This is a genomic window from Paraburkholderia sp. J12, assembly GCF_905220215.1.
Classification (GTDB): domain Bacteria; phylum Pseudomonadota; class Gammaproteobacteria; order Burkholderiales; family Burkholderiaceae; genus Paraburkholderia.
The window spans coordinates 82,076-104,135 of sequence record NZ_CAJMZC010000013.1 but is presented as its reverse complement, the minus strand read 5'-3'; the positions used below and the strand labels follow the sequence as shown (position 1 = coordinate 104,135).

Annotated in this window: 33 protein-coding genes and 1 pseudogene; 18 read left to right on the top strand and 16 right to left on the bottom strand. The window is 56.6% G+C overall.

The annotated features are described in order from the left end of the window. Positions 1 to 82 precede the first annotated feature (82 nt). On the top strand, positions 83 to 856 hold the full coding sequence (locus U5760_RS24625; RefSeq protein ID WP_322014923.1) for a hypothetical protein: 774 nt from the start codon (positions 83 to 85) through the stop codon (positions 854 to 856). Between the two features lie 148 nt (positions 857 to 1,004). On the opposite strand, the gene U5760_RS24620 is transcribed toward U5760_RS24625, so the two are convergent. The 4 genes from U5760_RS24620 to U5760_RS24605 form a co-directional block, all read right to left on the bottom strand. Continuing rightward, on the bottom strand, positions 1,005 to 1,451 hold the full coding sequence (locus U5760_RS24620) for a hypothetical protein (RefSeq protein WP_322014922.1): 447 nt from the start codon (positions 1,449 to 1,451) through the stop codon (positions 1,005 to 1,007). A 74-nt stretch (positions 1,452 to 1,525) separates the two neighbouring features. Then, entirely contained in the window at positions 1,526 to 1,861 is a 336-nt protein-coding gene (locus tag U5760_RS24615; RefSeq protein ID WP_322014921.1) for a hypothetical protein, read from the bottom strand. Between the two features lie 65 nt (positions 1,862 to 1,926). Continuing rightward, positions 1,927 to 2,403 carry a hypothetical protein gene (locus U5760_RS24610; RefSeq protein WP_322014920.1) on the bottom strand — a complete coding sequence of 159 codons (477 nt, stop codon included), beginning with the start codon at positions 2,401 to 2,403 and terminating at the stop codon, positions 1,927 to 1,929. 65 nt (positions 2,404 to 2,468) lie between these two features. Then, positions 2,469 to 2,720, bottom strand: a complete 252-nt coding sequence (locus U5760_RS24605) for a hypothetical protein (RefSeq protein WP_322014919.1) — start codon at positions 2,718 to 2,720, stop codon at positions 2,469 to 2,471. A gap of 230 nt (positions 2,721 to 2,950) precedes the next feature. On the opposite strand from U5760_RS24605, the gene U5760_RS24600 reads away from it, so the two are divergent. Next, entirely contained in the window at positions 2,951 to 3,577 is a 627-nt protein-coding gene (locus U5760_RS24600) for a hypothetical protein (RefSeq protein WP_322014918.1), read from the top strand. A gap of 53 nt (positions 3,578 to 3,630) precedes the next feature. Here U5760_RS24600 and U5760_RS24595 read toward each other — a convergent pair whose 3' ends face one another. Genes U5760_RS24595 through U5760_RS24585 form a run of 3 tightly spaced genes read right to left on the bottom strand, consistent with a single transcriptional unit; the run spans position 3,631 to position 4,501 of the window. Next, complete coding sequence (locus U5760_RS24595; protein WP_322014917.1) at positions 3,631 to 4,005, bottom strand: hypothetical protein; 375 nt, start codon at positions 4,003 to 4,005, stop codon at positions 3,631 to 3,633. Further along, positions 4,002 to 4,253, bottom strand: a complete 252-nt coding sequence (locus tag U5760_RS24590; RefSeq protein WP_322014916.1) for a hypothetical protein — start codon at positions 4,251 to 4,253, stop codon at positions 4,002 to 4,004. Before U5760_RS24590 ends, U5760_RS24595 begins: the two co-directional genes overlap by 4 nt. 2 nt (positions 4,254 to 4,255) lie before the next feature. After that, entirely contained in the window at positions 4,256 to 4,501 is a 246-nt protein-coding gene (locus U5760_RS24585) for a hypothetical protein (protein WP_322014915.1), read from the bottom strand. Between the two features lie 75 nt (positions 4,502 to 4,576). Here U5760_RS24585 and U5760_RS24580 point away from each other — a divergent pair, with 75 nt between their 5' ends. Then, a complete protein-coding gene (locus tag U5760_RS24580; protein WP_322014914.1) occupies positions 4,577 to 4,792 on the top strand; it encodes a hypothetical protein in 216 nt (71 codons plus the stop codon). Positions 4,793 to 4,900: 108 nt separating this feature from the next. Here U5760_RS24580 and U5760_RS24575 read toward each other — a convergent pair whose 3' ends face one another. Further along, positions 4,901 to 5,104 (bottom strand): hypothetical protein, encoded by a 204-nt coding sequence (locus U5760_RS24575; protein ID WP_322014913.1) that lies wholly within the window; start codon positions 5,102 to 5,104, stop codon positions 4,901 to 4,903. A 22-nt stretch (positions 5,105 to 5,126) separates the two neighbouring features. Then, on the bottom strand, positions 5,127 to 5,567 hold the full coding sequence (locus U5760_RS24570) for a hypothetical protein (protein ID WP_322014912.1): 441 nt from the start codon (positions 5,565 to 5,567) through the stop codon (positions 5,127 to 5,129). A 932-nt stretch (positions 5,568 to 6,499) separates the two neighbouring features. Here U5760_RS24570 and U5760_RS24565 point away from each other — a divergent pair. The 4 genes from U5760_RS24565 (at position 6,500) to U5760_RS24550 (ending at position 9,418) form a co-directional block, all read left to right on the top strand. Continuing rightward, the gene (locus U5760_RS24565; protein ID WP_322014911.1) at positions 6,500 to 7,606 is read left to right on the top strand and encodes a replication-relaxation family protein; all 1,107 of its coding nucleotides are present in this window, start codon (positions 6,500 to 6,502) and stop codon (positions 7,604 to 7,606) included. 50 nt (positions 7,607 to 7,656) lie between these two features. Continuing rightward, positions 7,657 to 7,971, top strand: coding sequence for a single-stranded DNA-binding protein (locus U5760_RS24560; protein WP_322014910.1), 315 nt, complete (start codon positions 7,657 to 7,659; stop codon positions 7,969 to 7,971). 193 nt (positions 7,972 to 8,164) lie between these two features. Continuing rightward, complete coding sequence (locus U5760_RS24555; RefSeq protein WP_322014909.1) at positions 8,165 to 8,761, top strand: hypothetical protein; 597 nt, start codon at positions 8,165 to 8,167, stop codon at positions 8,759 to 8,761. A gap of 369 nt (positions 8,762 to 9,130) precedes the next feature. Next, positions 9,131 to 9,418, top strand: a complete 288-nt coding sequence (locus tag U5760_RS24550; RefSeq protein WP_322014908.1) for an H-NS histone family protein — start codon at positions 9,131 to 9,133, stop codon at positions 9,416 to 9,418. Between the two features lie 85 nt (positions 9,419 to 9,503). Here U5760_RS24550 and U5760_RS24545 read toward each other — a convergent pair whose 3' ends face one another. Genes U5760_RS24545 through U5760_RS24535 form a run of 3 tightly spaced genes read right to left on the bottom strand, consistent with a single transcriptional unit; the run spans position 9,504 to position 11,751 of the window. Next, positions 9,504 to 10,016, bottom strand: a complete 513-nt coding sequence (locus U5760_RS24545; RefSeq protein ID WP_322014907.1) for a hypothetical protein — start codon at positions 10,014 to 10,016, stop codon at positions 9,504 to 9,506. 12 nt (positions 10,017 to 10,028) lie between these two features. Next, positions 10,029 to 10,898, bottom strand: coding sequence for a hypothetical protein (locus tag U5760_RS24540; RefSeq protein ID WP_322014906.1), 870 nt, complete (start codon positions 10,896 to 10,898; stop codon positions 10,029 to 10,031). A 4-nt stretch (positions 10,899 to 10,902) separates the two neighbouring features. Beyond that, the gene (locus U5760_RS24535) at positions 10,903 to 11,751 is read right to left on the bottom strand and encodes a hypothetical protein (protein ID WP_322014905.1); all 849 of its coding nucleotides are present in this window, start codon (positions 11,749 to 11,751) and stop codon (positions 10,903 to 10,905) included. A 116-nt stretch (positions 11,752 to 11,867) separates the two neighbouring features. Here U5760_RS24535 and U5760_RS24530 point away from each other — a divergent pair, with 116 nt between their 5' ends. Continuing rightward, complete coding sequence (locus U5760_RS24530; RefSeq protein WP_322014904.1) at positions 11,868 to 12,254, top strand: helix-turn-helix transcriptional regulator; 387 nt, start codon at positions 11,868 to 11,870, stop codon at positions 12,252 to 12,254. Here U5760_RS24530 and U5760_RS24525 read toward each other — a convergent pair. Beyond that, the gene (locus U5760_RS24525; RefSeq protein ID WP_322014903.1) at positions 12,205 to 13,290 is read right to left on the bottom strand and encodes a replication initiation protein; all 1,086 of its coding nucleotides are present in this window, start codon (positions 13,288 to 13,290) and stop codon (positions 12,205 to 12,207) included. The genes U5760_RS24530 and U5760_RS24525 overlap by 50 nt on opposite strands. Positions 13,291 to 13,669: 379 nt before the next feature. Between U5760_RS24525 and U5760_RS24520 the strand changes: the two genes are divergently transcribed. The 7 genes from U5760_RS24520 to U5760_RS24490 all read left to right on the top strand — a co-directional run bounded on the left by U5760_RS24520 (position 13,670) and on the right by U5760_RS24490 (position 18,309). Further along, positions 13,670 to 14,779 (top strand): hypothetical protein, encoded by a 1,110-nt coding sequence (locus U5760_RS24520; protein ID WP_322014902.1) that lies wholly within the window; start codon positions 13,670 to 13,672, stop codon positions 14,777 to 14,779. A gap of 148 nt (positions 14,780 to 14,927) precedes the next feature. After that, positions 14,928 to 15,287 carry a hypothetical protein gene (locus tag U5760_RS24515; RefSeq protein ID WP_322014901.1) on the top strand — a complete coding sequence of 120 codons (360 nt, stop codon included), beginning with the start codon at positions 14,928 to 14,930 and terminating at the stop codon, positions 15,285 to 15,287. A 79-nt stretch (positions 15,288 to 15,366) separates the two neighbouring features. Continuing rightward, entirely contained in the window at positions 15,367 to 16,005 is a 639-nt protein-coding gene (locus U5760_RS24510; RefSeq protein ID WP_322014900.1) for a hypothetical protein, read from the top strand. A 128-nt stretch (positions 16,006 to 16,133) separates the two neighbouring features. Next, entirely contained in the window at positions 16,134 to 16,538 is a 405-nt protein-coding gene (locus U5760_RS24505) for a hypothetical protein (RefSeq protein ID WP_322014899.1), read from the top strand. Between the two features lie 23 nt (positions 16,539 to 16,561). Further along, entirely contained in the window at positions 16,562 to 16,900 is a 339-nt protein-coding gene (locus U5760_RS24500) for a hypothetical protein (protein WP_322014898.1), read from the top strand. Between the two features lie 81 nt (positions 16,901 to 16,981). Further along, positions 16,982 to 17,758: a hypothetical protein gene (locus tag U5760_RS24495; RefSeq protein ID WP_322014897.1), complete on the top strand. Its 777-nt coding sequence runs from the start codon at positions 16,982 to 16,984 to the stop codon at positions 17,756 to 17,758. Next, a complete protein-coding gene (locus U5760_RS24490; RefSeq protein WP_322014896.1) occupies positions 17,755 to 18,309 on the top strand; it encodes a hypothetical protein in 555 nt (184 codons plus the stop codon). Before U5760_RS24495 ends, U5760_RS24490 begins: the two co-directional genes overlap by 4 nt. A gap of 46 nt (positions 18,310 to 18,355) precedes the next feature. Here U5760_RS24490 and U5760_RS24485 read toward each other — a convergent pair. From U5760_RS24485 to U5760_RS24475, 3 genes and pseudogenes are all read right to left on the bottom strand, one after another. After that, a pseudogene (locus U5760_RS24485) lies at positions 18,356 to 18,575 on the bottom strand (LysR family transcriptional regulator); the annotation flags it as partial. 41 nt (positions 18,576 to 18,616) lie between these two features. Beyond that, positions 18,617 to 19,123 carry a hypothetical protein gene (locus tag U5760_RS24480; RefSeq protein ID WP_322014895.1) on the bottom strand — a complete coding sequence of 169 codons (507 nt, stop codon included), beginning with the start codon at positions 19,121 to 19,123 and terminating at the stop codon, positions 18,617 to 18,619. Continuing rightward, on the bottom strand, positions 19,120 to 19,827 hold the full coding sequence (locus tag U5760_RS24475; protein WP_322014894.1) for a TetR/AcrR family transcriptional regulator: 708 nt from the start codon (positions 19,825 to 19,827) through the stop codon (positions 19,120 to 19,122). The genes U5760_RS24480 and U5760_RS24475 overlap by 4 nt, the downstream gene beginning before the upstream one ends. 115 nt (positions 19,828 to 19,942) lie before the next feature. On the opposite strand from U5760_RS24475, the gene U5760_RS24470 reads away from it, so the two are divergent. From U5760_RS24470 to U5760_RS24460, 3 genes are all read left to right on the top strand, one after another. Next, a complete protein-coding gene (locus U5760_RS24470; protein WP_322014893.1) occupies positions 19,943 to 20,848 on the top strand; it encodes an SDR family NAD(P)-dependent oxidoreductase in 906 nt (301 codons plus the stop codon). Between the two features lie 65 nt (positions 20,849 to 20,913). After that, entirely contained in the window at positions 20,914 to 21,288 is a 375-nt protein-coding gene (locus U5760_RS24465; protein WP_322014892.1) for a DoxX family protein, read from the top strand. 99 nt (positions 21,289 to 21,387) lie between these two features. Beyond that, positions 21,388 to 22,056 (top strand): DUF6134 family protein, encoded by a 669-nt coding sequence (locus tag U5760_RS24460; protein ID WP_322014891.1) that lies wholly within the window; start codon positions 21,388 to 21,390, stop codon positions 22,054 to 22,056. The last annotated feature ends 4 nt before the right edge of the window (positions 22,057 to 22,060 follow it).

Sequence of the window (22,060 nt, the reverse complement as noted above, 5' to 3'; positions counted from 1 at the left end):
TAAATTGCCTGACTGCGGTCGCAATACGTCGACACACACTCTGGGCAGCGACTTTTCGGCGATAACTTAAAGGGGATGCAATATGGAATTTGACGAAGATGGACTAATCACTCCAGAGGCATTGGAACAGCTTGTTGAATATGAACGGCTCGAATCGAAAGCAACTGCTGCTCATGCACACAACATGGATATCGCACAAATTTCCGCACTTGGGCGACGCATTGTTGAACATTGTTTGGTAAGTGTGGCAGAGAACCGCGATCTACTCGAACAGGAAGGTGCACTAAACGTCGACATTGGACGATTCCTAAAAAAGGAAGGCTACACAGTCAACAAGCTCGACTCACGAGGAAATAGATATCAGAGATCAATAACAGAAGGCGTACAGAAAGCAAGTGTGGCACCGAGGTTGAATGAATCCACCAGGGTACACTCCGACTTTATCATCAATGATCGAGGCGATCGTGTAGAACTTAAAACCTCCGCATTTGCCACCCCGAAAGACAAAGTTCCAGACGATTTATTCGATAAAGATCTGGCATATTTAGAGAGAGATCCATACAAAGGAGATTTTGACCGCTACGCATATGAGGGGTTGAGTCGCAACGAAAGATTAGCAGAAATGGCGCTGTTTGTTGCAGACAAAAATATCGCGTGCGGTAGCTCTAGACTTCGCTCCATGATTGGAGACATTGATTCGCATGATAAAAAAATAGGTACAACCTCGAGCGGATTAACATACGAGGTGCATTCCGGCTTTTATCAGCCAAGCGAAGTGCTAGAAGTTGAGAGAACGCGACCTATACGTGTGGAAAATTTCATCGTACTTCTCGCATATCCATCTCAGCAATACTAAAAAGAGAGTCGGTTAGCGTCGTAAGCCACTCGATCAGTACACGCGGCAAACGTCGGTCGCTGAATCCCGATACCTCAAAAAATTGAGCCCGGCCAGAAACAGCGCGGACTCAATTAATCAGATCTATTGCAATTTGTCAGCGACTGACTCAGCAGAGAGGAAAAAAAATCGTGCGGTTGCGTTCCCTCAGTTCCCGACGGAAACCTTTCGGCTCCGGCGCCATTGGCCTGTTCTTCACCAGAGACACTGGCAGATGATGCACAGCCGTTCGGAAGTGAATTTCCGCATACGGAGGCAAGGCTTCCGATGTGCCAGAAAAATTCCCCGACGAAAAGCGCATGAACGTATCAAGCCATTGCCGCAGCGGGCCATCAAGCTGCAACCGGCACGCATGGACCATGAGGGCTATGCCACACGGAAATGCCATTTCCATAGCCTCAGGACCGTAATCCAGCATCAGCGTCTTGCAATCCATCGCATAGAGCGCTGCGGCGATCGTAGCTGGGTGCGAGGTCGCCAGCAGCATCTGGCCGTCGTCGCTGATCAGCTCGCCGATCAGGAGGCTGTTCTCGTAGTTGTTAAACCGTAATTTCATCGTCTTTCTCTCAAATGTTGTTGGCCTGTTCGCCGTATAGCGATCGGGTGGCAAGCTGTACGGTCCCGCCTGGATTACGCCTCGTCGTCACATCGCACCAGCCCCTGACGCGCGTCAGGAACGAGGTCGAGCGTGACGTCCGTCCACGCACGGACCTTCAATGCGTGCATCAGCCGTTGCCATGTGAAATCGGCATCCTGGTCATATCCGCACCGGCCGACCATCACGTAGCGGCGGCCGCTCGCCGTCACGCCGGTCCGCGTGACCGGATCGAAGTGCGTGATCGGCGACGACACCTTGCCTTGATAGTCAGCAAAGCCGCAAAACCTACGCTCGCCGCTAGGTAATTCGCGAATCGTCCAGCATTGAAGGTGAATCTCCGCCGGACCTGTTCTTGGTAGTTGCTGCATCGTTCGCTCCTGGTTGTTGGCCTGTACATGACGTATAGGCACCTGTCGCGAACGACAGCGATCCTTCACTCCGGGTAATCCTGGAATTCGTCGTACGCGGCAACAATGCGCTCGTAGACGCGGTTATCGCGGTGATACGCGATCACGTCATTCCAGTCGCCGTCCAGCATCCGCACGGCTGTCTGGATGTACGGCCCATAGTGCTTCTGCAGGAAGTCGAGCTGCACGCCCATGTCGCAGTCATCCAGACCGTTCGTCACGATCTCGACCACGGCTTCGGCTTCCGTGATGTAGATCTGTGCGGCCCGGAATTGCCGCCAAGTCGTCGGCGCCGACGGAAACCCATATTTCCCGAACACTGCGCGGATCTGCTGCGCGGCCTCCGGCGTCAGCGAAATCCGGTCGTCCGGGCTGTCATTCGCGGCTGTCCGGTGACGTGTGATGCCACCCTCGTCGATGAACGACCGGGCGTCGCCCGCCTGCTTCAGGATGCGTCGATACTGCAGTTCTCCCGCGTCAACGATCTTCCTCTTCGCTACCATGCTGTCTCTCCCAAAAGGTTGTCCTTGAGCCGTATAGCAACTGGGTTGCCATACGGCTCGTGGCGTCACGCGCGCCGGAATCCGTACGAAGCCCAGGCATGGGCCTCGACGGAATCGAGAACGAGCGCAGCGGAAACCCAACGGGGGCCAGTCGGCGTGTAGATCGCAACGGACAGGCGATGTGACTCGAGCGCGATACCGATGTAGCGGCCAAAACGACCGACGAACGGCTCTTTGGCCCAGAGGACCAGACGCTTCGAAAAAGACGGGGATTTACGACGATGCAGCGTGGCGCTGCGAGATGCGGAACTCTTCATGCGTACCTCCTGGTACAGGCGAGCGAATCCATCGAACCGGCAGAACCGCCGGGCTTAAACTGGATTCGCTGCTGCGCAGCGAGGCATGTGAGTTCGCGATGAAATGCGAATGGGTGAACATTACCCGATGGCCTTTCCCCTCGTCAAGCAGGCTACGTGAAGATTTTCGTCCACTACCTATACGAAGCACCCGGGGATCAAAACCGGGCTTTTTCGACAAGGACATCACTATGGACAATCTGCACGACGTGTTTCACTCTGTTCTCGTTTCCGACGGCCAGCTCATGTCACCGGACGAAGTCCGGACATCCGTTCGAGGCATACAAAACTACACCCCCACGCCCGACTGGTGCCTGGCGGGCCGGGCAAGCGAAGCGCTATTCGCGGACCTGTATGTCGGCACGGATATGGAGATGACGTTTCATCCCGTCGAAGGCGGAGCCGCAGGAAATCACGTCATCGTGGCCATGGACACGTTGCACGCGCATCATGCATTCGTGATTCCGATGTTCGATCCGCCATCGCAGGAATGGTCCGCATCACTCGGCGATCGGATCATGCGGTTCTCGATCGGAACCCACAACAGGGAAAGCCTCGCGAAAACTTTCAGAGGGAGGCTACCGGAGGGCACGCAAGAAATACTGAGAGCACTACATCAGGATGTGCGATCAGTCGATACCCGTGCCGTGGTGGAAAACCTGCCCAGGATTTCGCTCCAGGCGGCCGCGCTCGTACCGAGGAACATCCCGGGCAGAGTCGAGCAGGAAGTCACACGCAGCATTTCGCTCGTCGCTCCGCAATCGATACTCAAAATCGAGCGCATCCGGACTGAGACACAGCAGGACACGATGCACTGATTGGGAGGGCCTGCACATGCAGGCCTTCTTACTTTGCACCTGGCTCACACGGATCATTCGTCCATATCCGCGACTCGGCCCGTGGCTACCCGCTCCCGTCGTTCTTCATCGCTCATGCGCGACGTCGGCACCAGATCCCGTACATCGATACCGCAAGGCTTCCGCCTGAACACGCGTGGCAGCCAGCGTCTTTTTCTACGCCAACCATGCAGCCGGGTCAGTACCTCGTCGTAGAACGCGTAGAACTCTGCCTCCGAAATCGACCTGACGTCCGTAGTTGGCTCCTCGCATTCGACGTACCGCGTCACACCGATCTCCGCCATCCGCCGGGGGCCATGAGAGTAGATCACCCGCAGCAGAATCTGCCACTCCGGGTCATAGCGCAGGTATTCGACGAACCCGTATTTATCGCGCACGAAATATTTCACGGCGTGCCGCTCCACGACCGCAAATGCCTGAGCACGTCGTCGTACACGGCCTGAAACGACTCTTCAGAAATACACACGACGTTCTGCCGATCGAAGTCCGGTGCCGGATTCCCCTGGTATCGCATCACACCGATGTCGTCGACCTTGCCCTGGTGCTGCTCATGAAAAACGACGAGCAATTCCCTACCTTCGGCGTTGTACCGCAGGTAGTCGACATGGCCGTAGCATTCCCGCCTGTAGTATTCCATCGTCAGATCCGCAACATCGCGTTTCGGGAACTGGCTTGCGCACGCAGGATTGCGACCTGCGCGACCAGGAAAGCCAGGCGCGCATCGTCCCCGAGCGCAAATGGAGCCAACCTGTCCAGCTCTTGATGCCGCTGGCAAAGATCGATCAGCTTCTCGCGCTGCGACGACTGCAGCTTGCCGCCGGCGATGTTCACCAGCATCGACAGCAGCTCAAACCAGTTCAGATCCTCGACTGTCGGATACTTCATGTTGATCTCCGTCGTGCTCATCGCGCGAGTCGCTACACCTCCAGAGCACCTTTGCTCAGGACACCAGGAGGTAACGTGATTTTCAGAGCCTTGATTGCCCACAGTGAGAATTACCAAGAAACGCTCAACATCGCCGCGCCTGATTTCGAACTGGCGAGGCGCGCGGTTGCAATCGGCCATCCAGGCGCGACGCTTCTCTGGCTATGGCCAGTCACGCTGGCGACGACGCCATCGGTGGGAATTGACCACGACCACGACTCCGATCTGCTGGACCTGTCGAATCTGTCGTGACTGTTACAAGGACGACGGGTAGCCCCGGCTAAAGTCGTATCCCGTCAAGATTGATTCTGCCCCGCACTCGATGCGGGGCATTTCACGTCGGTCGCCAGTTCGCAGCAATCAGCCATATCGCGTGTAATGGCCACGGCCGACCGGCCAGAACACAAAAGCCGCAAGCGGCGGAATCGCGAGATAGGACCAGTGCCAGGCCAGATCCGGCGTGCCGTACACGATCAGATACAGCACGTTGAAGCACAGTGCGATCTGCAGCAGTGCGACCGCGCCCCGGGTCACGGCACGAAGTTTTGTCAGCGTCGTTTTCATTGTTGTTCTCCCATATCAGCCATCAATAGTGGCTGGTCACACCGTATGGATTTCCGTGAATGTCCGTGCTGCCGCACATCGGCGAGCCATCGATATTCACCGTGGGCCGAAATCCCGGCTCAGATCCGGACGTCGGCGTTTCATCGTCGGACACATAGCCGATTTCCCCCGACGCGAACATTTCCTTCAGCAGATAAGGGGCTCCGGGCTTCTCCGGCAGCCAGGGCAACTCCGTTCCCGAGATCTGCCGATATCGGATAACCGCGATCAGCGGCAGCAGCCACCAGCCGACCATCCATTCGCACGCGCTGATGCCTCCGGTTGCCGCTCGAAGTGCATCATCCGCCGTGAAATAGTCGGATGCCAGAGACGCATTGCCAATCGCGATCAGTGCGCTGATCGTGATGCAGACGAGGTTGAGCAGCAGGTAATAGCGAGCTGCATCGCGGATTCTGTAGAGCATTTTGTTCTCCTATTTTTATTGCTCAAGGCTGTGACTCACAGCGTCGACAGAATACACCTTGCCCGCGAAAACACCAAGCAGAATTTACGACTATCCCATTGATTATTAACTAGAAAATACGGTTTCTTTTTAGTCACCACCTCACGACCTATACCGATATGCGGAGGCACGTCGACAAGCCCAGATCGAAGCAGAAAACGCTGACCGACCATCATGACGGACTCTCACCATTGGTCAGTACGGTATTCCGATACGACCGGCCCGGCGGAACCAGACGATGCGCCTGATAGACACCAGCGGACGGACGGCGCGGCGTCCAGCCGCGTGCTTCGCGCGCACGATCCTCGCGTGCAAGGATCGCGTTCCACTTCGTATACGCGGTTGTGGGAGATGATCTGCCGCGACAGGACCCGGCGTCAGCCGGTGCGGACCCCGCCGCCGTCGCGTGCAAGCTGTCATCGATGATGCGCGGGTGCGCAGCACCCGTGGCAACTGGCTGGGGTCCCCGCATGGCACGAATACACAACTGATCTGCCATGTGGGGCAGCCAGTGGCTGCACGGCTTGCCGGATCACAGTAGCGCCAAGATCTGGAAGGACATCGGCCCTGGCTGACGACAGCGATCGGCGGCGGGGTCCGCACCGGCGTAAGCCGGGGTGAGGAGAGATTGACCTTGCGAGGCGTCGCGACGAACACGTGGTGCTGCTCGCCCCCTGGCGAGCAAGGCCGGACGCGGGATCGAAACAGTTGCCCTCTCCCGTGTCCGGCCGGGCAACCGGCATCGGTCGCCCCCAACAGTTGCAGGCGTGCGTGGCGTACCTCGCGGCACCGATGGCTGCACAGCCATTCGCTATACGGATCACGGGGACGCGCGCCCGATGCACCACGCAGCAGGTGATCCCCGGCAACGTCACGCCCCGGGAGAACATCACATGCAGGACACCTCGCACCAAACCTCCACACCGATACCGCACAGCGAATCGGTCAACATACCGGCATCGCCGACACCAGCGAGCACTCCGCGTCGCACGGTAGATCGTGGCCTGACCAGCGAAATCGCGCCCGCGCTGCTCCAGCAGCGGGCCTGGATGCGGGCGCTGTCGCTCATCGACCGGTTTCGCGTGATTCGCACGATCGACGTCGCTGTCGGCATATTTCCGGAACGCTCGTTCAAGGCCGCCCTGACAGCCGCGCAGCGGGCCATGCGCAGGCTCAGCAACGCCGACCTGATCCGGCGATACCGAACCGACCGGCATCAGCATGTCTATGGACTGACGGCTGCAGGCGCGCGCTGGCTGAACGACCAGGGCGTGGAGGCAACGGCTTCGGTACGCCGTGTCGCCGACATGACGAACCCCGAGCACCAGCTCTGGATCGGATTCATCACCCTGTGCTGCGAGGCCCGTGCCATACCGGCGATGACCGAAAGTGAGGCCTTACGGGAAATCGCGGCCATAAGCGGTGGTCGCCGGAATGCTGAATTCCTCACCGTCCGGTTGCATGAGAAATCCCGGTCACTACGCCCCGACGTGCTCGCTTTCGAAACGGACGGGGCGACGTGGTTCGAGATCGACCGGAGCAAACGGGGATCGGATCGCGAAGCCGCACTCGTGGCGCTGGTGCAGAGCATCGGTAGCGGCCTGACGAACGGACTCCCGTTGCGACGCGTCGTTGTCCTCGCTCGCAACGACCGCATCCTGTCCCGGGCGCAGGGGTTGCTGCGGGACCGGATACGGAAAACCGCTGATCAGCCGATGACGACTGAGTCGGAGCGGCGTCTGACTGAGACCGAACCTGGCACCTTCGTTGTCCGCGCGCTGGTCTATGCCGACGACAGCCAGCAATTTATCGAACAAACTGTCGGGCATGTCATTGTCCAGCTGCTGCCGACCTGGCTGCCGAAATTCAGGCAGACTCGGCACATGGTGCCGTCTACCGCCGGATGGCTGGAGGAAAACTATCTGCCGTATCGCCGCCCGGACAGCATGGAGCCGTGGTCCGCGCCTGAATCGCCCCTCATAACGTTGGCCCCTGAGTGATCCGCGCGAGTCGCTATACATAGTGCAGCATCAAACAACTCGAGGGCATCATGCAGGTATATGGAAATGTGGCAAGCGAACCCCAAAGGCGGGTCACCAAGGCTAGCGGTCGCGGCTATTACGAACTCAGACTCGCGGAAAGCCAGCGCGGCCAACGCGATGCGTCGGAAACCACCTGGTACACCGTGCGGATTTTTCGCGACGAAGATCCCCATCTGGCAAAAGGCGACTTCGTCAAGGTCACCGGCCGCCTGACCGCTGACTACTATCTGTCGCGTGAGGGCAAACCCACCGGGACATTACTGATTCTGGCATTCGAGGCGACCAAGATCGCCAAACCCCAACAGGTGGCCCAGGCCGCCTGACAGGCAATAACAACAAGGCAAATCCTCCTCTACTCATTCTGGGCCTCCTCGCGAGGCCCGCTTTTTTGTCGTCGCAGTTCTCATCAACCGGAAGGCTGTCCAGATCATCGAGAACACACGCTCATAGCGTGATCGCGCTTCTGTTTCCGTGCGAAGATGGAGCGCGTGCTGAGTCACTAAGAACGAGGGATTTATGTCTAGCTGCCGGGAAATTGCTCGACGCTCTTGTGCAGAACCGAAAAAGAATTTTCGTTCGCTAGAGCAGATGGTTCGATCCTACATCAGGGATCATCGGCCGATCGAGCAACAGGAATGGGATTTTTTTGAGAAAGCTCCTTCGTTCGACATTGCTCTCGAAAATGCTGCACTAGCAAAGAATCAGAAGGGGCAGCGCTTTTCCCACCAATACCGATTGACACGAGCCAATCTGAAACGTGCACACGAGACGTTGAAGAAACATCGACCACAGATCGAGGAGGCGGAGTCCTTCGATGACGTATTCAAAATTGTTGAAGGGATCGTTGCGGAAATTCCTGGTCTTGGGGAGTTGTATACCTACGATACGGCGCTAAGAATTTCAGCCGCCCTTCAAATCAAACCGGAACATGTCTATCTACACGCTGGCACCAAGGTAGGAGCAAAGCGACTGGGGATCGATACGAAACGCGTGTTCATTCACCGGAGTGATCTCCCCAACGATCTGCAGCAACTAAAGCCTCACGAGATCGAGAGCTTTCTATGCATCTATAAGAACCAACTAGGGGCCGTGATGCGTCTCCGGAATCTGTAGCTATGGCCACAGGACGAGACACCCCCCTCATACCTCGCCCGATGAACCCAACGCGCCAGAGACGTATCGATCACGGCTGGCGCGCCCCCTCAACCTGAGACTGAAAGCCTCCCTGTCTCAGTCTCTCCTCCTTAGGGGTGACCCTCCGTCGTCGCGGGGTCCCTCCCGAGGGCGGCGTATCGTCGCCATTGGCCGTTAGGATGCTGGTATCTGATATGGCTTTTGTCTCACAGCATTAAACCCATTCGCCGTTACAACAAGAGTCATCGGCCAAGCCTCGCAGGCCTCTGGAATTTTTTGTCCCAGCGATAAGCTCTATGCCAGAATACAGGCCTCAGACTTTTCCAGATCATCCAAGGAGATCATCTAATGGCTGGCAAATCTGCTTCCGAACTCCGCGCTCAGCTCGAGCAGCTACAGGCAGAATACGATGCAGCAGTTCAGGCGGAATCTACCGCCGTACTCAACGACATCCGTGAGAAAGTTGCAGTGTACGGTTTCACAGAGAAAGATATCTTTGGCCGTAAGCGTGCAACGCAAGGTCCGAGCGAAGTGAAGTACCAGAACCCGGAAACGGGAGAGACCTGGTCGGGTCGTGGCCGGGCACCCGGCTGGATCAGAGATGCCAAGAATCGCGACAAATTCCTGGTTAAGTAACGTCGCAAATCCAAAGAAACGAGAGTGCTATTTACATCACTCTCGTTCTACCTGGCACCTCGCAAGCGAGGTGCCCGTGCCCGGCTCAATTAGCGGTCGAGGTCTCCACCCGCTGTCCGACGACAGGCTCAGGCTTCATTTCAGATGACACCCCAACGGCCGACGCGGCATCCACTGGAACTGCTGTCGTTACTGGATCAAGCGAGACCGTGATTTCCTCTGGATACGCGTAGTTCGCACCCGTCGCACGATCAACGCTGTTAAAGATCAGCGTGCCACCAATACCAAACAGAAGGAGATTCCCAGCCAGTGCTCCCTTTCGGGTCTTTGACGAGAATTTTTGTTCTGCCGTCTGGATACCGTCTTTCTCGCATTGGATCGTAAGATCCGATGAGGAACGCTTGACCTCGACCTTACCCGGCGTCACGACCTGATAAGTGCCGCCTTTGTTCTTCAGCATGCACGAAGCACCCGCCACATCCTCAGCAGCCTGCCGGGTCTTGACCGAAATCGTTTCGTGGGTGCCACCTGTCACCGTTGCGCAACCGGATAACGCCATCGCAAACGCAAGCCCGGTGACAATGATTATTTTCTTCATCGCTTCGTAGCCTCAACTAGCAGAGTGAATGACTTTGAACGTCGCGGGATCGATTTGTACGCCGCCCTCTTTCGGCTTGAGCTCATGCGTTAGCGCTTGTCCTGTGTTTGCGTCATAGTGACCGCGCTCATATGCACTAGCGCATTGCCAGTAGCCGGGATCGGCATCGCGGCAAAGAACCCGGTCTAGGACGGTATATCCATCGCCGTTGCTTCGAGCCCCGACGAGATCACCAGTTGTACCGAAAAATGCCGAGCCCAAAGTCGATGGAAAGCTCATCGTTTTCATATCGCTTTGACGCACGAGCGCGGGCTGTCGTATGTTCATTACGCCGGGTATCGCGAACGTCTCGATAGTTGTCCAACCACCGAATTCGTCGAAATCCTCCTCGCTCAAATATGAAGCGTGACCTGGATGCCATTTTTCAGCATTCTTCGCATAGGCCGGGTACGCCTTTTTCAGTTCCTCGGCGCTCGATTTTCGCAGTGGCCCGAGTGTGCCAACGACGAGAATCCCTGGCTTTGCATCGGTCCCGAGCGCGCTCGCGATGGCCTTCTTCGCGACCGTTGATTGCGCGTTCTGCTCCAACTGCGTTCGGGCCTGATCATATTGAGATTGCCCCGGAGCAGATGGGCCAAGACCAAGCCTGATGCCGTCCCGACTGGCACTACACGCGGAGAGTGCAAACACAATGCCGGAGACGACGAAGAATCTGAGAGTGCTTCGTTGCTTCATTGCGATACCTGATGCGAGAGCAAAGACAAAATCACCCAGACCATTCCCGGGATGTCCTGAAATGGCAGGGACGCTGGGGCGTGACAAAGGAATAAAGCGGCGCTGGCCATCCTGCAGGCGAGCAGAAAACGGCCAGGCAGGGCGCACGAGGCTATTTCACCTTCCGGATCAGATACCCCGATACCTCGAGATTTCCATCAAGAATCGGCTGTACGACGACCCAGCCATAGTTCGGTAGCGAGCCAATCGGGACGTTCGTATTATTTGCTCTGCACCATACGTTGCCCGTACTGCGCTGAATTTCGCATGCATCTTCTGAGCCACGCGGCTCCCGCGACATCCGCATCAGATCCGCATGAACCTGTGCGGCTTCTCGCTGGCGAATGCGCTCGCTAATCACCTGTTCGGCCACCACAGCGGCCGCATGCCCCTGCTGGTCAGCCCGATCTTGCGCGAGCAATGCGGCATAGACTCCAGCAAGATTACTTTCAGGAATCGACCAAATCGCGCCAACAACCTGCGCGTGGTTGATAGCCATCGGCTTCCCGGTTTCGACAGGCCCCGACCCAAAGAAGGTCATCGCTTCACCAAAAGCACTGAACCGACCAAACGTCGAATTGCACACCGTGTACTCAGCGTTGTAGGCGAACGCGCCAGGACCGCAGTAGCCCATGTTCCGGTGAACCGTCAGCCACCAGTGTCTTCTGTCTTCGGAAACGAAGAAAACCTCGTCATCTTTGCTGCGACGGCCGACTGGACTACGACTGACGAAATCCGCGATCCAGTGGTCATTTTCCTGGTGAACGCGCAGATAAAAGCCCTTGTCCATGATCGCGGTGGGCGTCTCGCTGACCAGGTATCGGTCGCTCGCAGCCGGATCAGGCGTCAGTGGCACCGTGGACGCACCGGTTTCCTCGGGCGAGTTATTTACTGCACACGCGCTCAAGGCAAGCGTCGCTACGACCAAGATGGCCGACAGTCTATTTTTGATCCGCAGCACTTCAATCCCCGTAAGTGGCCAAGCAAGCCAAGCTTCTGGAAGCTCGAAATATTCACCATATGACGTTTTACGATATTTTATGATGTTAACTGGTTCGCGCGCTAGTACCACACTCAATGCCGGGTTACGACATTGAGTGTTGGTACATGGCGAATGTGTCAGACGTTGGATTGAGGCTAGGAAAGAGCATCGCAAAAGAACGTGCGGCGAGAGGCTGGACGCAGGAGCAGCTTGCGGAATTACTGGATGTCGAGCAGGAAACCGTCTCGAGATTCGAGCGCGGGCTCACGCTTCCACCGCTACCACGCCTGCTGCAACTCGCTGATGCATTCGGCATACCGGTTGATGCCCTCTTACGCGGCACGACGGGCCGAGCGGCAGATGCTGGCTCCGAGATCGCCAGACTGCTTGAAAGCCTCGACGACGAGAATCAGGACTTCGTCCGGCGATGTATTACGGAGCTATGTGAGCGCTTGCCTCATCGGAAGTCGACAAAGCGTTAAACGCCCCCTTGATTCCCCAAACCCTGGTCTGCTTGATACCTTGACCGCCCGTCGTCGCGACGTCCCCTCCCGAGGGGAGCGTGCCCTCGTTGCTAGCCGTTAGGGTGCTGGTATCTGATATGGCTTTTGTCTCACCACATGATGCCGTCGAAACGGACAAGCCAGTGTTACGCTGACGGTAGTACGTCGCTCGACTGATCCCCATCGTCTCCCATGGTCGGCCGTCACGCGTAGTCGTCGCCGGTCTCCCGCCACGATGACCACGCGACGCCTGTATGTCGGAAAATATCCCCGCATCGAAATGCTTCCACGTCCAGGACGCGACGCTTTTCGCGATCGTCTTGACTTCATTGAACGACAGCGGCCCGCCGCGCTGCTCGGGAAACATATTGAACCGTTCGGCCTGGCGCAATACGGCGTCGTACCACTCATCCCGGCCCGCCCGGCTTCGCTGATGATCCAGCACGCGACGGTAGGACCACGACCGCAGCTCATCGAACAGGTCGCAGTTTCGCCCGAGCCCGGAGGTTGCCGCGCGCTTTGGCAGGCTCTTCGGCAAATCGACGTACTCTGCCAGCTCGCCAAGATCGTATAGGCGGTTACCCCAGACCGTTTTCCACTTGGGATGAAACGGGTTCTTTGCGATCAGGCCAACGTACCCAGGATCGGATTTCAGTCGATCCCCATAGGCAGCCTGCACTACCGCCGCATAACGCAGCGGCGACCGTCGACCGGCATCCGATGTGACCACCGGCGTTTCCAGCCCATAGAACAGGTGAGCATGTGCGTTGTACCGGTTGATGACCGTCAACGATGGCGGCGGAAGGTTGGCCCGCTCCCAGGCGAGCGCAGCGCCGGGATAGTCCACGTCGAAAACCAGCCACGAAAGCTGGCTCGGAGCATTGGGCTGGATATGCAGGAATTCCAGGGCCTTTTCCGTAGATCGGACGGTCAGACCATATTCGAGTTCGTTCGCACAGTAGGGGCGGCGAGGCAGCCGCTCCCGGAAGACAGCAGATACATCAGCGTAGGGCATCGGGGCTTTTGCCCCGGCGATGCGTTATTTAAATGTGCCCTGTCCCGCTACTGCTATGACCCGATGTCCTCTGCGCAAGCCGGAGCGTCCTGTCGTGAAATCGTTGGATCGCACGTCCTCAACGTCGTCGAGGCTCGTGCGGCTCGCCTCGATGTCATCCAGATATTCGAGGCTCACGACGAATAGCGCCGGAATTTATTCAATCCACAGCCAAGGTTATCAAGCCGCTTCCATATCTGCCGTAAACCTCATCAGGCACTGAAAAGAACCAGCTCTTTTCAGTGTGCCCGACAGTAACCAGATATCCAGCGAGCCCCCCCCTTCAGTTGCATCTTCATGTGGGGACCGGCTGTGTATGAAACCTCGTCGACATCACCCCATGAGCACTCATTTCGTCGATTCCGAAGATTTTGTCTCCCTTGATCGCATACTGGACCTAGTCGCCAATGCTCTCGATTACCCCCCATACTGGCCACAGGAATGGAATCGGGAACTGACCGAAGTAGTCGGCGAAGAAATGACTTCCGTCATCACACCTCCCGGCATACTGAAACGACCGATATTGATCACCGAGGCAACTCAACTGTTACTCGCTGCGATCAATCGAAACTTCGGATCTGACAAATCTACTCGCCTCGTCTGGAAGAAGCAGATGCTCGCGGATCGCTATGTTCATCATGACGAGAACGGCGAAATCCGTAGAGAAGCCATCTCGCTACTCCGCATGGCGGCAGAATGGCAGTCGGATGCGACGCATATGTTTTTCCGGTATTCGGACCCACCCCACGGTCAGACATTCGAGGTCTGCGACCTCCCTCGCTCTTCGCCATGGGAGCGCATTGCCGAACAAAGTGAAGCAAATCTCATCGGGCTGGACGCGGGAGAGCTATATCGATTTCTGGAGGAACACCGCATCCCATATCAGGTAGTTTCCGGTCCCATGCCCGCTCCCCTAGTCAAGGAGGAAATAGGCACACTGTTTAATGGCCGCAAAACAAGAAACGCCCCAATCAAGGCCATGCAGCCTCAAACGTGGGACATACCGAAGTGGAAAGACGTGCTGTCCCGCGCCAATCAAGCGGCTTGGTTACGTCCCGCGCTGGTAGTGTCCGATAAGCCGAAGCAAGGTTCTCGAGGAGGATCTTCCGCGCTATTCAACCCGGTCCGGCTGGCCCGTCAGCTCTACCAGGCCAAAAATGTTCCACTTGCATATCTCGACAATGTTTTCGAGAAACCCGAGCTGGCCGGATGGCTACCGTTCTGGGAACACGAACGCAAGAAGATAGCCCGCATTGAACGCGACAAAGTCGTGGTCAGTCAGTCCACCCCCCCCCGGAAGCAGCGCCAGTCTCATCAGAGTCGGAACGATGTGTTCGGGAATGAAACCAACGATGAATTTGACGACCAGCCCGGCAGCAAATCCGGGGGGAACCCCGGAAAGATCACTGGAGTGGATTGGCGCGCACCCAAAACTCCCAGGAAACCCTAGCGCCACGGGCCTCCTGCACAAATTTCAAATCCGGGGATGAACCCGGATTTGGCCGACGGTAAGGTTTCAAAAAATTCCGGCGCGATAGGACTCGGCGTCACCGCCCGGAATTGAAACGCACTCAATATCACCGTCGGGAGCCACTCTCATGCAGGACCTCAGTTGCCCGTTCCGGATCAACCGGATCTATCTGCCGAAACGCCCACCCTATCGATTCATCGGCTGCCACGCTAGCGTCGAAATCACCCCGGGCATTTCGTTCGGCTACCTCTGCCCCGTCAATATCGTGTCGCGTCGCCCCATTCTTGCCGACACGATTCCGTTCGCCCTCTATCTCGACGAGCAGGCACATCTGGATCACCAGCCCGACGACCTGGCGTTCCTGAGCATGACAACGGCCAATTCGATTGCCGCTGCCGCCGTAGCCCATGCCTCAACGCTGGGTGCCCCCCGCATTTACCTGGATCGTGCTGAGTTCGCTGAGATGTTCGAACTCGACGACATCTGACACCACCAACCACGCTCGATCAACTGCCCCGGCGACGCCAACTCGCCGTGGAAAAGCACGCCCATCAACAGGATTAGATATGACACGCAAGAACGCCAACGCACTCGGCAACAAAAACTATCTGTCGCTCATGACGACTCCGCTGCGTGGAGAGTTATTCGCGCCCTACAGCCAAGGACCGGCCCTGGAAACCACGTTGCCTGCGGGATTTCCGATTCCCACGATCAAAGACGACTGGGCGATGATGCTGGGATCAATCCCTGGGGTCGAACCGGTGATCGCCATTACGATGGTGATCAACAACACGCATGCCGTGAACTGGTTGCTCGATGGCAGCGACCCTGCAGTGCACAAAGCGCTTGATAGCTGGCTGAGCCAAGGTGCATTTCAGGGCCATTTCTATCGGCCGCATCAACGTACCGGCAAATACCAGGCACTCGTGCTCCCCCTGGGCAACACCCAGACGGCATCCGGCCATCTGATCCGCTACGACCCATCTGAATACGATGGCCGGTTCTCGGAACAGGTGCTGGCCGTCATCCAGCGGAACCTGCTGGGAGATACCTATCGTCGAATCATGCCGACGATCCGGCGCGAAACCTATTGCCCCGTGGGCAACCAAGCCTTCGCCACTTTCGCACGAACGGTGCCTGAATTCGCGGCTGCCGCATGTAACCAATCCATTACCCAGGAGGCCAACCAGACGAACCACGACTGATATCTCAGTACCCAGCCGAAGCAGTTGGAGAGGCGTACGCCGGGTTGCCGCCCGACACGCCTGCATCGGCCGCCCGAGAGACCGGGCAGCCGGATCAACTTCATTTGATGTTCATAAAGGAATCTAGCATGAAAAATAGCACGATCGATTACGACACCCACGGCCGCGAGCAATTGCTCGCACTGGTTCGCCAGTCCACCACGTTCCGGGTGACGAGTACGTATGTCCCAGATGCGCATGCCGAGGGTATCAGGAGTATTGGATTCCGTATCCAGGTTCCGGCGCAAGGTCCGAACTTTCTTCTGTTCACCGGCCATATGCAGCTCGCTGCCGACGACTCGCTGTATCTGTCAGGAAACGAATCAGGGTGGTCATCGCCGACATTGATGGACCCGGCTTTGTATATGGAGCCGTTGACTATCCTCTCGCCGAAGCTGATGGATGCTCTGACCGACGATCTGGTTGGGCGCCTCGATGGTGATCAAGAACCGGCCGTCTCGGCAGAGGCATTTGCCGAGGTGTTCGGAGACTGACAATCCATCGACCGAGGTTCTATATGACGACATTCGAACGTATTTCCACTCGGGATGCACTGAGGCGAAGCAGGCTGCCGGAGCAAGCCCAGGTAGCGATCAATCAGTTATTGGCAGTAGCCAACCGTCGGACAGATCAGGGCAGAAAGGTCGCATCGTTCCTGCTGTCGTGGTGGAGCGCCGATGACTGGGGCGGATTTGATCCACGAATCCTGTGGAGCGTCGATGATGAAATCGAACAATCGATGCTGGCCGTGCTCCTGGTCATATCCCGATTTCGGGCTTACCCGGATTCACTCGGATATGGCGTGGAATTCCGCCTACTGTGCGATCAATGGAAAGACCTGATGCGGTCTGAATGATTCGGATCATTCACCCACAACACACCTAACTTAACCCGCTGTATGGGGATGAAAATCCCCATACATTAGTATGGATTACTAATGGAAAATCATCACAGATTTTGCAACTGGAACTCACAACGTTGCTATTTCCTCCTGTTCAACGACGATCACGTCTTTCGTCGGGTCCAAGCCAAAGCAGCCCGCCTGATCGCATCCCCCCCCGCAGGCGACTCAATCGTGATCCTGGCAGGCTATATCGAGAGTCTGCTTACCAGCCGAATTCCACGTAACCTGGACGGATACTGGCTCTATGCCATCAACAGGCTGATCGACAACGTCAGCTGGTTCGAAGTCGCCCAAGAATTTTTTAGGTTCCACGAGGGACTCTTCAGCGAATCGAACCTCATGCAGATAGCCGAACACGGCGATGTTGAGGATCTGATCATCCCTCAAAGCTTCTGCCAAGAACTGGCTGATAGATGGGCTGCGTTATATCCGGCCGCCAGAAAGTCCGACGGCAGGGATGACGCTCGCCCTCCGTCATCGCCCGAATCAATAAGCAATACCGCTCCACCATCTCAGACAGACGAGCCATTCCAAGAGAACTGGTGGAAAGGTCACGTCACAAAACCCGAGACAAAAACACTCAAATTGCTGGATGGCGACATCCACACCATCCTCGCCGCATTACGTTTATATCAAGATCAGGGCATGGCGTGGCATGGCAATCGACCACCGTGTATCGACGACATTGCGACAAACTGTGGGGAATCTGCCTCTTACGACAGCGAGGATATCGACGCCCTATGTGAGCGCATCAACCTCGGGCTCAACCCCGAGGGATATTCAAGAACTGAGGAGGTACACCAACCATGAACCCCGCTTTCGACCTGAGCCAGGCAGCCCCCTTCGGTGAGCACGAACCGAAACTGATCGTCGAGGAAAACGCAGACCTCTGCACCATACTCGCCGCACTCCGCTATTACCGGAACATGGGAATGGGTGATCCGGGCAAACGACCAGACGAAATTCATGACCTCGCGTCTGGAGAGGCCGATGAGCCATTCATCGAACTAGACGAGGTTATGGGCACCTATGACGCGCACTGGATTGATGACCTGTTCGATCGTCTCTGTGGATTAGATATCTATGCGCGAGCGTACAACGTGATCGTCCGACAAAGCAACGAGGACAAGCGTTGGCAATATGACTATGACGAAGTCGCAGAGGATTTCGTCAAGGCGATTCTGGCAACGTGGGATGCGGGAAGGCATCCGTATTCCGTCGAGCAATGCATACATAGCCTGGTATCTCGACCATGTCAGGCGATTGCCGTGCAGATCGTCAACAACTATGCACTGAACGGTCCCACCGAAGAGTTCTCAGACCTCGTAGACATCGCTCGCGAAAGATTTCCACATCTTTAACCAGATACGGCTACCCAGAACATCGGCTGGCCATCGGATATATAGATAGGGCCATAGAAGTACACGGCACCTGCTCCAGGAAGAGCTGCCGCGCCGAGTCAGGCGAGTGTCGCGCGAAGTCCGCACAAAAAGCTGCCAAGGTCTTCTTTCAGTTCCTTGATCGTCTTCGATAGCGGCGACCGCTCGATATATAGTCTCTCCGCAGCATGGGCGAAATGAAGCTCCTCCGCGACGGCCAGAAAATAGCGTAGATGACGGAGTTCCACGTCGAAATCTTTCTTGATGCCATCGCCACCAACCAATAAGCCTAGCGTATGGACCGAGTTTCTATTGTCATCAGGTATTGACGGTTTTCCTGCATCGAGAAAGCTTCAATGCAATGCCCGAGCACTCCCACGATCATGAGCGCCAATGCCACTCCTTTTCTCGTAGGCGCATCAATGGACAGCAACAACAATGCAAGTCCGAAAAGAAGTAATACCGTGTACGTCACCAGACCACCCACGAAGCTTGACTTTATGACTCGCTCCATGCGAGCAGTTTCTTCGCGTTTTATGTCGCGCTCGTCATGACCTGAATAAAACAACACTGCTTCTTCTGCACGCGCTTTGACTACGACGGAATATCCCACGCCTGCACCGAACTGAAACAGGCCTGCGACTATGAAGACATAGGCCATGCCCCGGGCTAGCGAGCCAGTCGAAGCCGTCTTCCAAAGCAACAGCGATAGAAGCATCAATGCAATGCCTACCGCCATCGCCCCCATCGCCGTATGTCGTTCGGCAGCGTAGTACCGCTGCATGAGTTCAATCATTTCCGTTTTCCCCCGTTTTTACCTGGCGAACCATGCGTTTGCCTAGGCACCTGACCCTCATGTTGGTGATACGAAGTCCCTTCATTGCCAAACTCAAGAAGGGATTGCCAAAAGTGTTGAAACTGCTCGGGCACGCTTTGCTGAGTGCCCTTATGCCCTTTGGCATCCACAGCGCTAGAAATCGTCGTTGAGATACGGAAACCTGCAACGACGACGGCAGCAAGCAATTCTGCCCGCCTACGACTCGCCTCATCGCTGTCGCAACGTTCCGCAAGCGCACCAGCAATGGCTTGCTCCAGGTGCACATATTTAAGTTGATGGCGTGACTGGAGCGCGGGTGTGTTTCGTACAAGCCTGTCGATAGCGATGTTTTCCGGATTTGCAGCATCGGCAATGGCTCGCACCATTGCGCTTTCGATCAATGCAGGCCATGACCGTTCTTCCGGTTGCCTGCGTATTTCTTCTACAACCGCAGAGAGGAATTTTTCCTGATTGGCGAAAAGGACATCCTCCTTTGAAGAAAAATAGTGGAACAGGCTCCGGCGCGACACATCCGCAGCCTCGGCAATGGCGTCCATTGTCGTTTCTTCATAGCCGAGCTTCAGGAAAAGCTTGATGGCGGCTTTGGCGATCCGATCGTGCGTTTCACGCCGCTTCCGTTCCCGCCTCCCTTCCACCGCGCCCAACGGAACTCGCTCACTCATATTGCACCGATTGCAAAGTTACACCAAGTGCATTATGCTGCACTATCGCAGGTGAAGCAAGCGTGCAGCACCTGCGCTGCGGCAAGGCTGTGGTTAATATGAGGCGAGGGTTCTTATGGGTTGGAAGATCAGTGACCTACCAAGGCAAGATGGGCGAGATGCGCTGGTGACCGGAGGTGCGAGTGGCATAGGCTTTCAGGTTGCCAAAGCACTCGGGAAGAAAGGTGCGCGCGTAACCATCCTCGGCCGCGACGCAGCGAAGGGCGAGCAGGCTGTCACGCAGTTGCGCTCGGCGGGTGGCGACTACGCTTTCGAGCAGATGGACCTGGCTTCGCTTGATTCGATCGCGAAGTTCGCTGCGCGTTGGAGTTCCCGGCCGCTCCACATGCTCATGAATGTGGCCGGCATCATGGCTGTACCGCAACGCACGCTAACTGCCGATGGATATGAAATGCACATGGGAACCAATTTCCTGGGGCATTTCGCACTTACCGGCAGGCTCTTTCCGGCGTTGATCGCTGGAAGAGCGCGAGTCGTAACAGTCAGTGCGCTTGTGGGGCGCCTCAAGATGGCTGATCTAGATCCCAACGACCTTCAAGGCGAGCAGAAGCTCTATTCACCGATGAATGCGTATGCGCGTAGCAAGCTCGCCGACATCATGTTTGCCGTTGAATTGCAACGACGTGCGAGTGCAGAAAATATTGGCGTGACGAGCGTTGCAGTCGATCCGGGGACCGCGAATACGGGCTTGCAGCGATACGTGTCCGGCGCAGGAGCGGCAGTTGGCACGGCGTTGATAAATGTCATTGGCTACCCGATTGATCGTGTCGCGGAGAATGTCTTGTTCGCGGCTGTGATGGACAAGCCCACCGACGCGACACTTATTGCTCCCTCGCGCTTCATCCAGCGGTTTGCCTCTCCGCGCGACGTTGGATTGCCGCAGCTTGCGCGCGATGCAGCAACCCGCGCCAGATTGTGGGATATCGCCAAGCGCCTTACTGGCGTGAACTTTGAGATCTGAGGTGAGCCTCGGGTGCCACTCGTGAATCTGGCCAGACGACTCGCGCTGATCGAAAGGAATTGGAAATGATACAGACCACGGTACGCCATCGACGCTCGCCATCCTCGATAGTTGTCTGGCTCTTGCGAGCTGTCTTGGCACTGGTATTCATCGGTGCAGCAGCGATGAAGCTGGACTCGCAGCCGACGATGGTTGCGGAATTCGGAAAGATCGGTCTTGGTCAGTGGTTTCGTTACCTCACCGCCGGTATCGAGACGATCGGCGGTATTGCACTACTTGTTCCACGCATGTCGATCATGGGCGCGCTCCTGCTCTTGCTGGTGGACATTGGTGCGTTCATCGCTCAGGTGAGCATTCTCCATCTGGACTGGGTTCACACGATTGTCCTTGCCGCCATGCTCACTGCCGTTATCGTTCTCTCACGGAAGAACCGGCGTTGAATCGGCTGAAGTGCGCTGACGCATCCGCATTAATCCTGGACAGTTGAAGCGGTGCATGTCGTACAAGCCGGGACCGATGATTGCCCGATAGAAAGGACTATGACTATGCAGCCCATGTTGACCCGACGAATTCTTGTTCAGCTTGCGAGTATGCTCGCCATCGGTGGGATCGCAGGCTGGATACAGCCGGCAGCGTCACAAACAACTGCATCCCGTACACTGGTAGCTACGCGAAACGGCACGGAAATCGGCATGGAAACGATCTCCGTTGATCGCACCTCCCGGCACACAACTGCGAAGATGAGCGTTCACCTCCAGGTGAAGATGCTGGGCATCACCGTCTACCGCTTTGAGCAGGACTCCACCGAAACCTGGAATGGCGACCAGCTAGACGAGTTGAGTTCCGACACCACTGACAACGGAAAGCGTCATACCCTGCGGGTAAGCAGGCAAGGCTCGTCCCTGCAACGGGATGCCGACAGTATGGTCTCCACGATCACGCCCGACAGCTTGCCGGCAACGCTATGCCTAGAGCCGCATTTTCAAACGGCGACCCTGATCCACAGCGTGGACGGACACCTGCTCCACGTTACCGCTCAAAAGGTGGGTATGGAGAGGATTCCGATTGGGAACACCCAGGCAGAAGTAACCCACTATATGCTCTCCGGGGATCTCACCGATGATCTCTGGTACGACGCGGACGGTACACTGGTGCAACGACGTTCGACAGCGACCGATCATTCCGTTATTCAATTCACGATGCGGTAGACGC

Excerpts from the sequence above, each read along its gene's own strand:
- U5760_RS24625 (WP_322014923.1), top strand. The coding sequence starts at position 83 with ATGGAATTTGACGAAGATGGACTAATCACTCCAGAGGCATTGGAACAG.
- U5760_RS24620 (WP_322014922.1), bottom strand. The coding sequence starts at position 1,451 with ATGAAATTACGGTTTAACAACTACGAGAACAGCCTCCTGATCGGCGAG.
- U5760_RS24615 (WP_322014921.1), bottom strand. The coding sequence starts at position 1,861 with ATGCAGCAACTACCAAGAACAGGTCCGGCGGAGATTCACCTTCAATGC.
- U5760_RS24610 (WP_322014920.1), bottom strand. The coding sequence starts at position 2,403 with ATGGTAGCGAAGAGGAAGATCGTTGACGCGGGAGAACTGCAGTATCGA.
- U5760_RS24605 (WP_322014919.1), bottom strand. The coding sequence starts at position 2,720 with ATGAAGAGTTCCGCATCTCGCAGCGCCACGCTGCATCGTCGTAAATCC.
- U5760_RS24600 (WP_322014918.1), top strand. The coding sequence starts at position 2,951 with ATGGACAATCTGCACGACGTGTTTCACTCTGTTCTCGTTTCCGACGGC.
- U5760_RS24590 (WP_322014916.1), bottom strand. The coding sequence starts at position 4,253 with ATGGAATACTACAGGCGGGAATGCTACGGCCATGTCGACTACCTGCGG.
- U5760_RS24585 (WP_322014915.1), bottom strand. The coding sequence starts at position 4,501 with ATGAAGTATCCGACAGTCGAGGATCTGAACTGGTTTGAGCTGCTGTCG.
- U5760_RS24575 (WP_322014913.1), bottom strand. The coding sequence starts at position 5,104 with ATGAAAACGACGCTGACAAAACTTCGTGCCGTGACCCGGGGCGCGGTC.
- U5760_RS24570 (WP_322014912.1), bottom strand. The coding sequence starts at position 5,567 with ATGCTCTACAGAATCCGCGATGCAGCTCGCTATTACCTGCTGCTCAAC.
- U5760_RS24565 (WP_322014911.1), top strand. The coding sequence starts at position 6,500 with ATGCAGGACACCTCGCACCAAACCTCCACACCGATACCGCACAGCGAA.
- U5760_RS24560 (WP_322014910.1), top strand. The coding sequence starts at position 7,657 with ATGCAGGTATATGGAAATGTGGCAAGCGAACCCCAAAGGCGGGTCACC.
- U5760_RS24555 (WP_322014909.1), top strand. The coding sequence starts at position 8,165 with ATGTCTAGCTGCCGGGAAATTGCTCGACGCTCTTGTGCAGAACCGAAA.
- U5760_RS24550 (WP_322014908.1), top strand. The coding sequence starts at position 9,131 with ATGGCTGGCAAATCTGCTTCCGAACTCCGCGCTCAGCTCGAGCAGCTA.
- U5760_RS24545 (WP_322014907.1), bottom strand. The coding sequence starts at position 10,016 with ATGAAGAAAATAATCATTGTCACCGGGCTTGCGTTTGCGATGGCGTTA.
- U5760_RS24530 (WP_322014904.1), top strand. The coding sequence starts at position 11,868 with ATGCCGGGTTACGACATTGAGTGTTGGTACATGGCGAATGTGTCAGAC.
- U5760_RS24525 (WP_322014903.1), bottom strand. The coding sequence starts at position 13,290 with ATGCCCTACGCTGATGTATCTGCTGTCTTCCGGGAGCGGCTGCCTCGC.
- U5760_RS24520 (WP_322014902.1), top strand. The coding sequence starts at position 13,670 with ATGAGCACTCATTTCGTCGATTCCGAAGATTTTGTCTCCCTTGATCGC.
- U5760_RS24515 (WP_322014901.1), top strand. The coding sequence starts at position 14,928 with ATGCAGGACCTCAGTTGCCCGTTCCGGATCAACCGGATCTATCTGCCG.
- U5760_RS24510 (WP_322014900.1), top strand. The coding sequence starts at position 15,367 with ATGACACGCAAGAACGCCAACGCACTCGGCAACAAAAACTATCTGTCG.
- U5760_RS24505 (WP_322014899.1), top strand. The coding sequence starts at position 16,134 with ATGAAAAATAGCACGATCGATTACGACACCCACGGCCGCGAGCAATTG.
- U5760_RS24500 (WP_322014898.1), top strand. The coding sequence starts at position 16,562 with ATGACGACATTCGAACGTATTTCCACTCGGGATGCACTGAGGCGAAGC.
- U5760_RS24495 (WP_322014897.1), top strand. The coding sequence starts at position 16,982 with ATGGAAAATCATCACAGATTTTGCAACTGGAACTCACAACGTTGCTAT.
- U5760_RS24490 (WP_322014896.1), top strand. The coding sequence starts at position 17,755 with ATGAACCCCGCTTTCGACCTGAGCCAGGCAGCCCCCTTCGGTGAGCAC.
- U5760_RS24480 (WP_322014895.1), bottom strand. The coding sequence starts at position 19,123 with ATGATTGAACTCATGCAGCGGTACTACGCTGCCGAACGACATACGGCG.
- U5760_RS24475 (WP_322014894.1), bottom strand. The coding sequence starts at position 19,827 with ATGAGTGAGCGAGTTCCGTTGGGCGCGGTGGAAGGGAGGCGGGAACGG.
- U5760_RS24470 (WP_322014893.1), top strand. The coding sequence starts at position 19,943 with ATGGGTTGGAAGATCAGTGACCTACCAAGGCAAGATGGGCGAGATGCG.
- U5760_RS24465 (WP_322014892.1), top strand. The coding sequence starts at position 20,914 with ATGATACAGACCACGGTACGCCATCGACGCTCGCCATCCTCGATAGTT.
- U5760_RS24460 (WP_322014891.1), top strand. The coding sequence starts at position 21,388 with ATGACTATGCAGCCCATGTTGACCCGACGAATTCTTGTTCAGCTTGCG.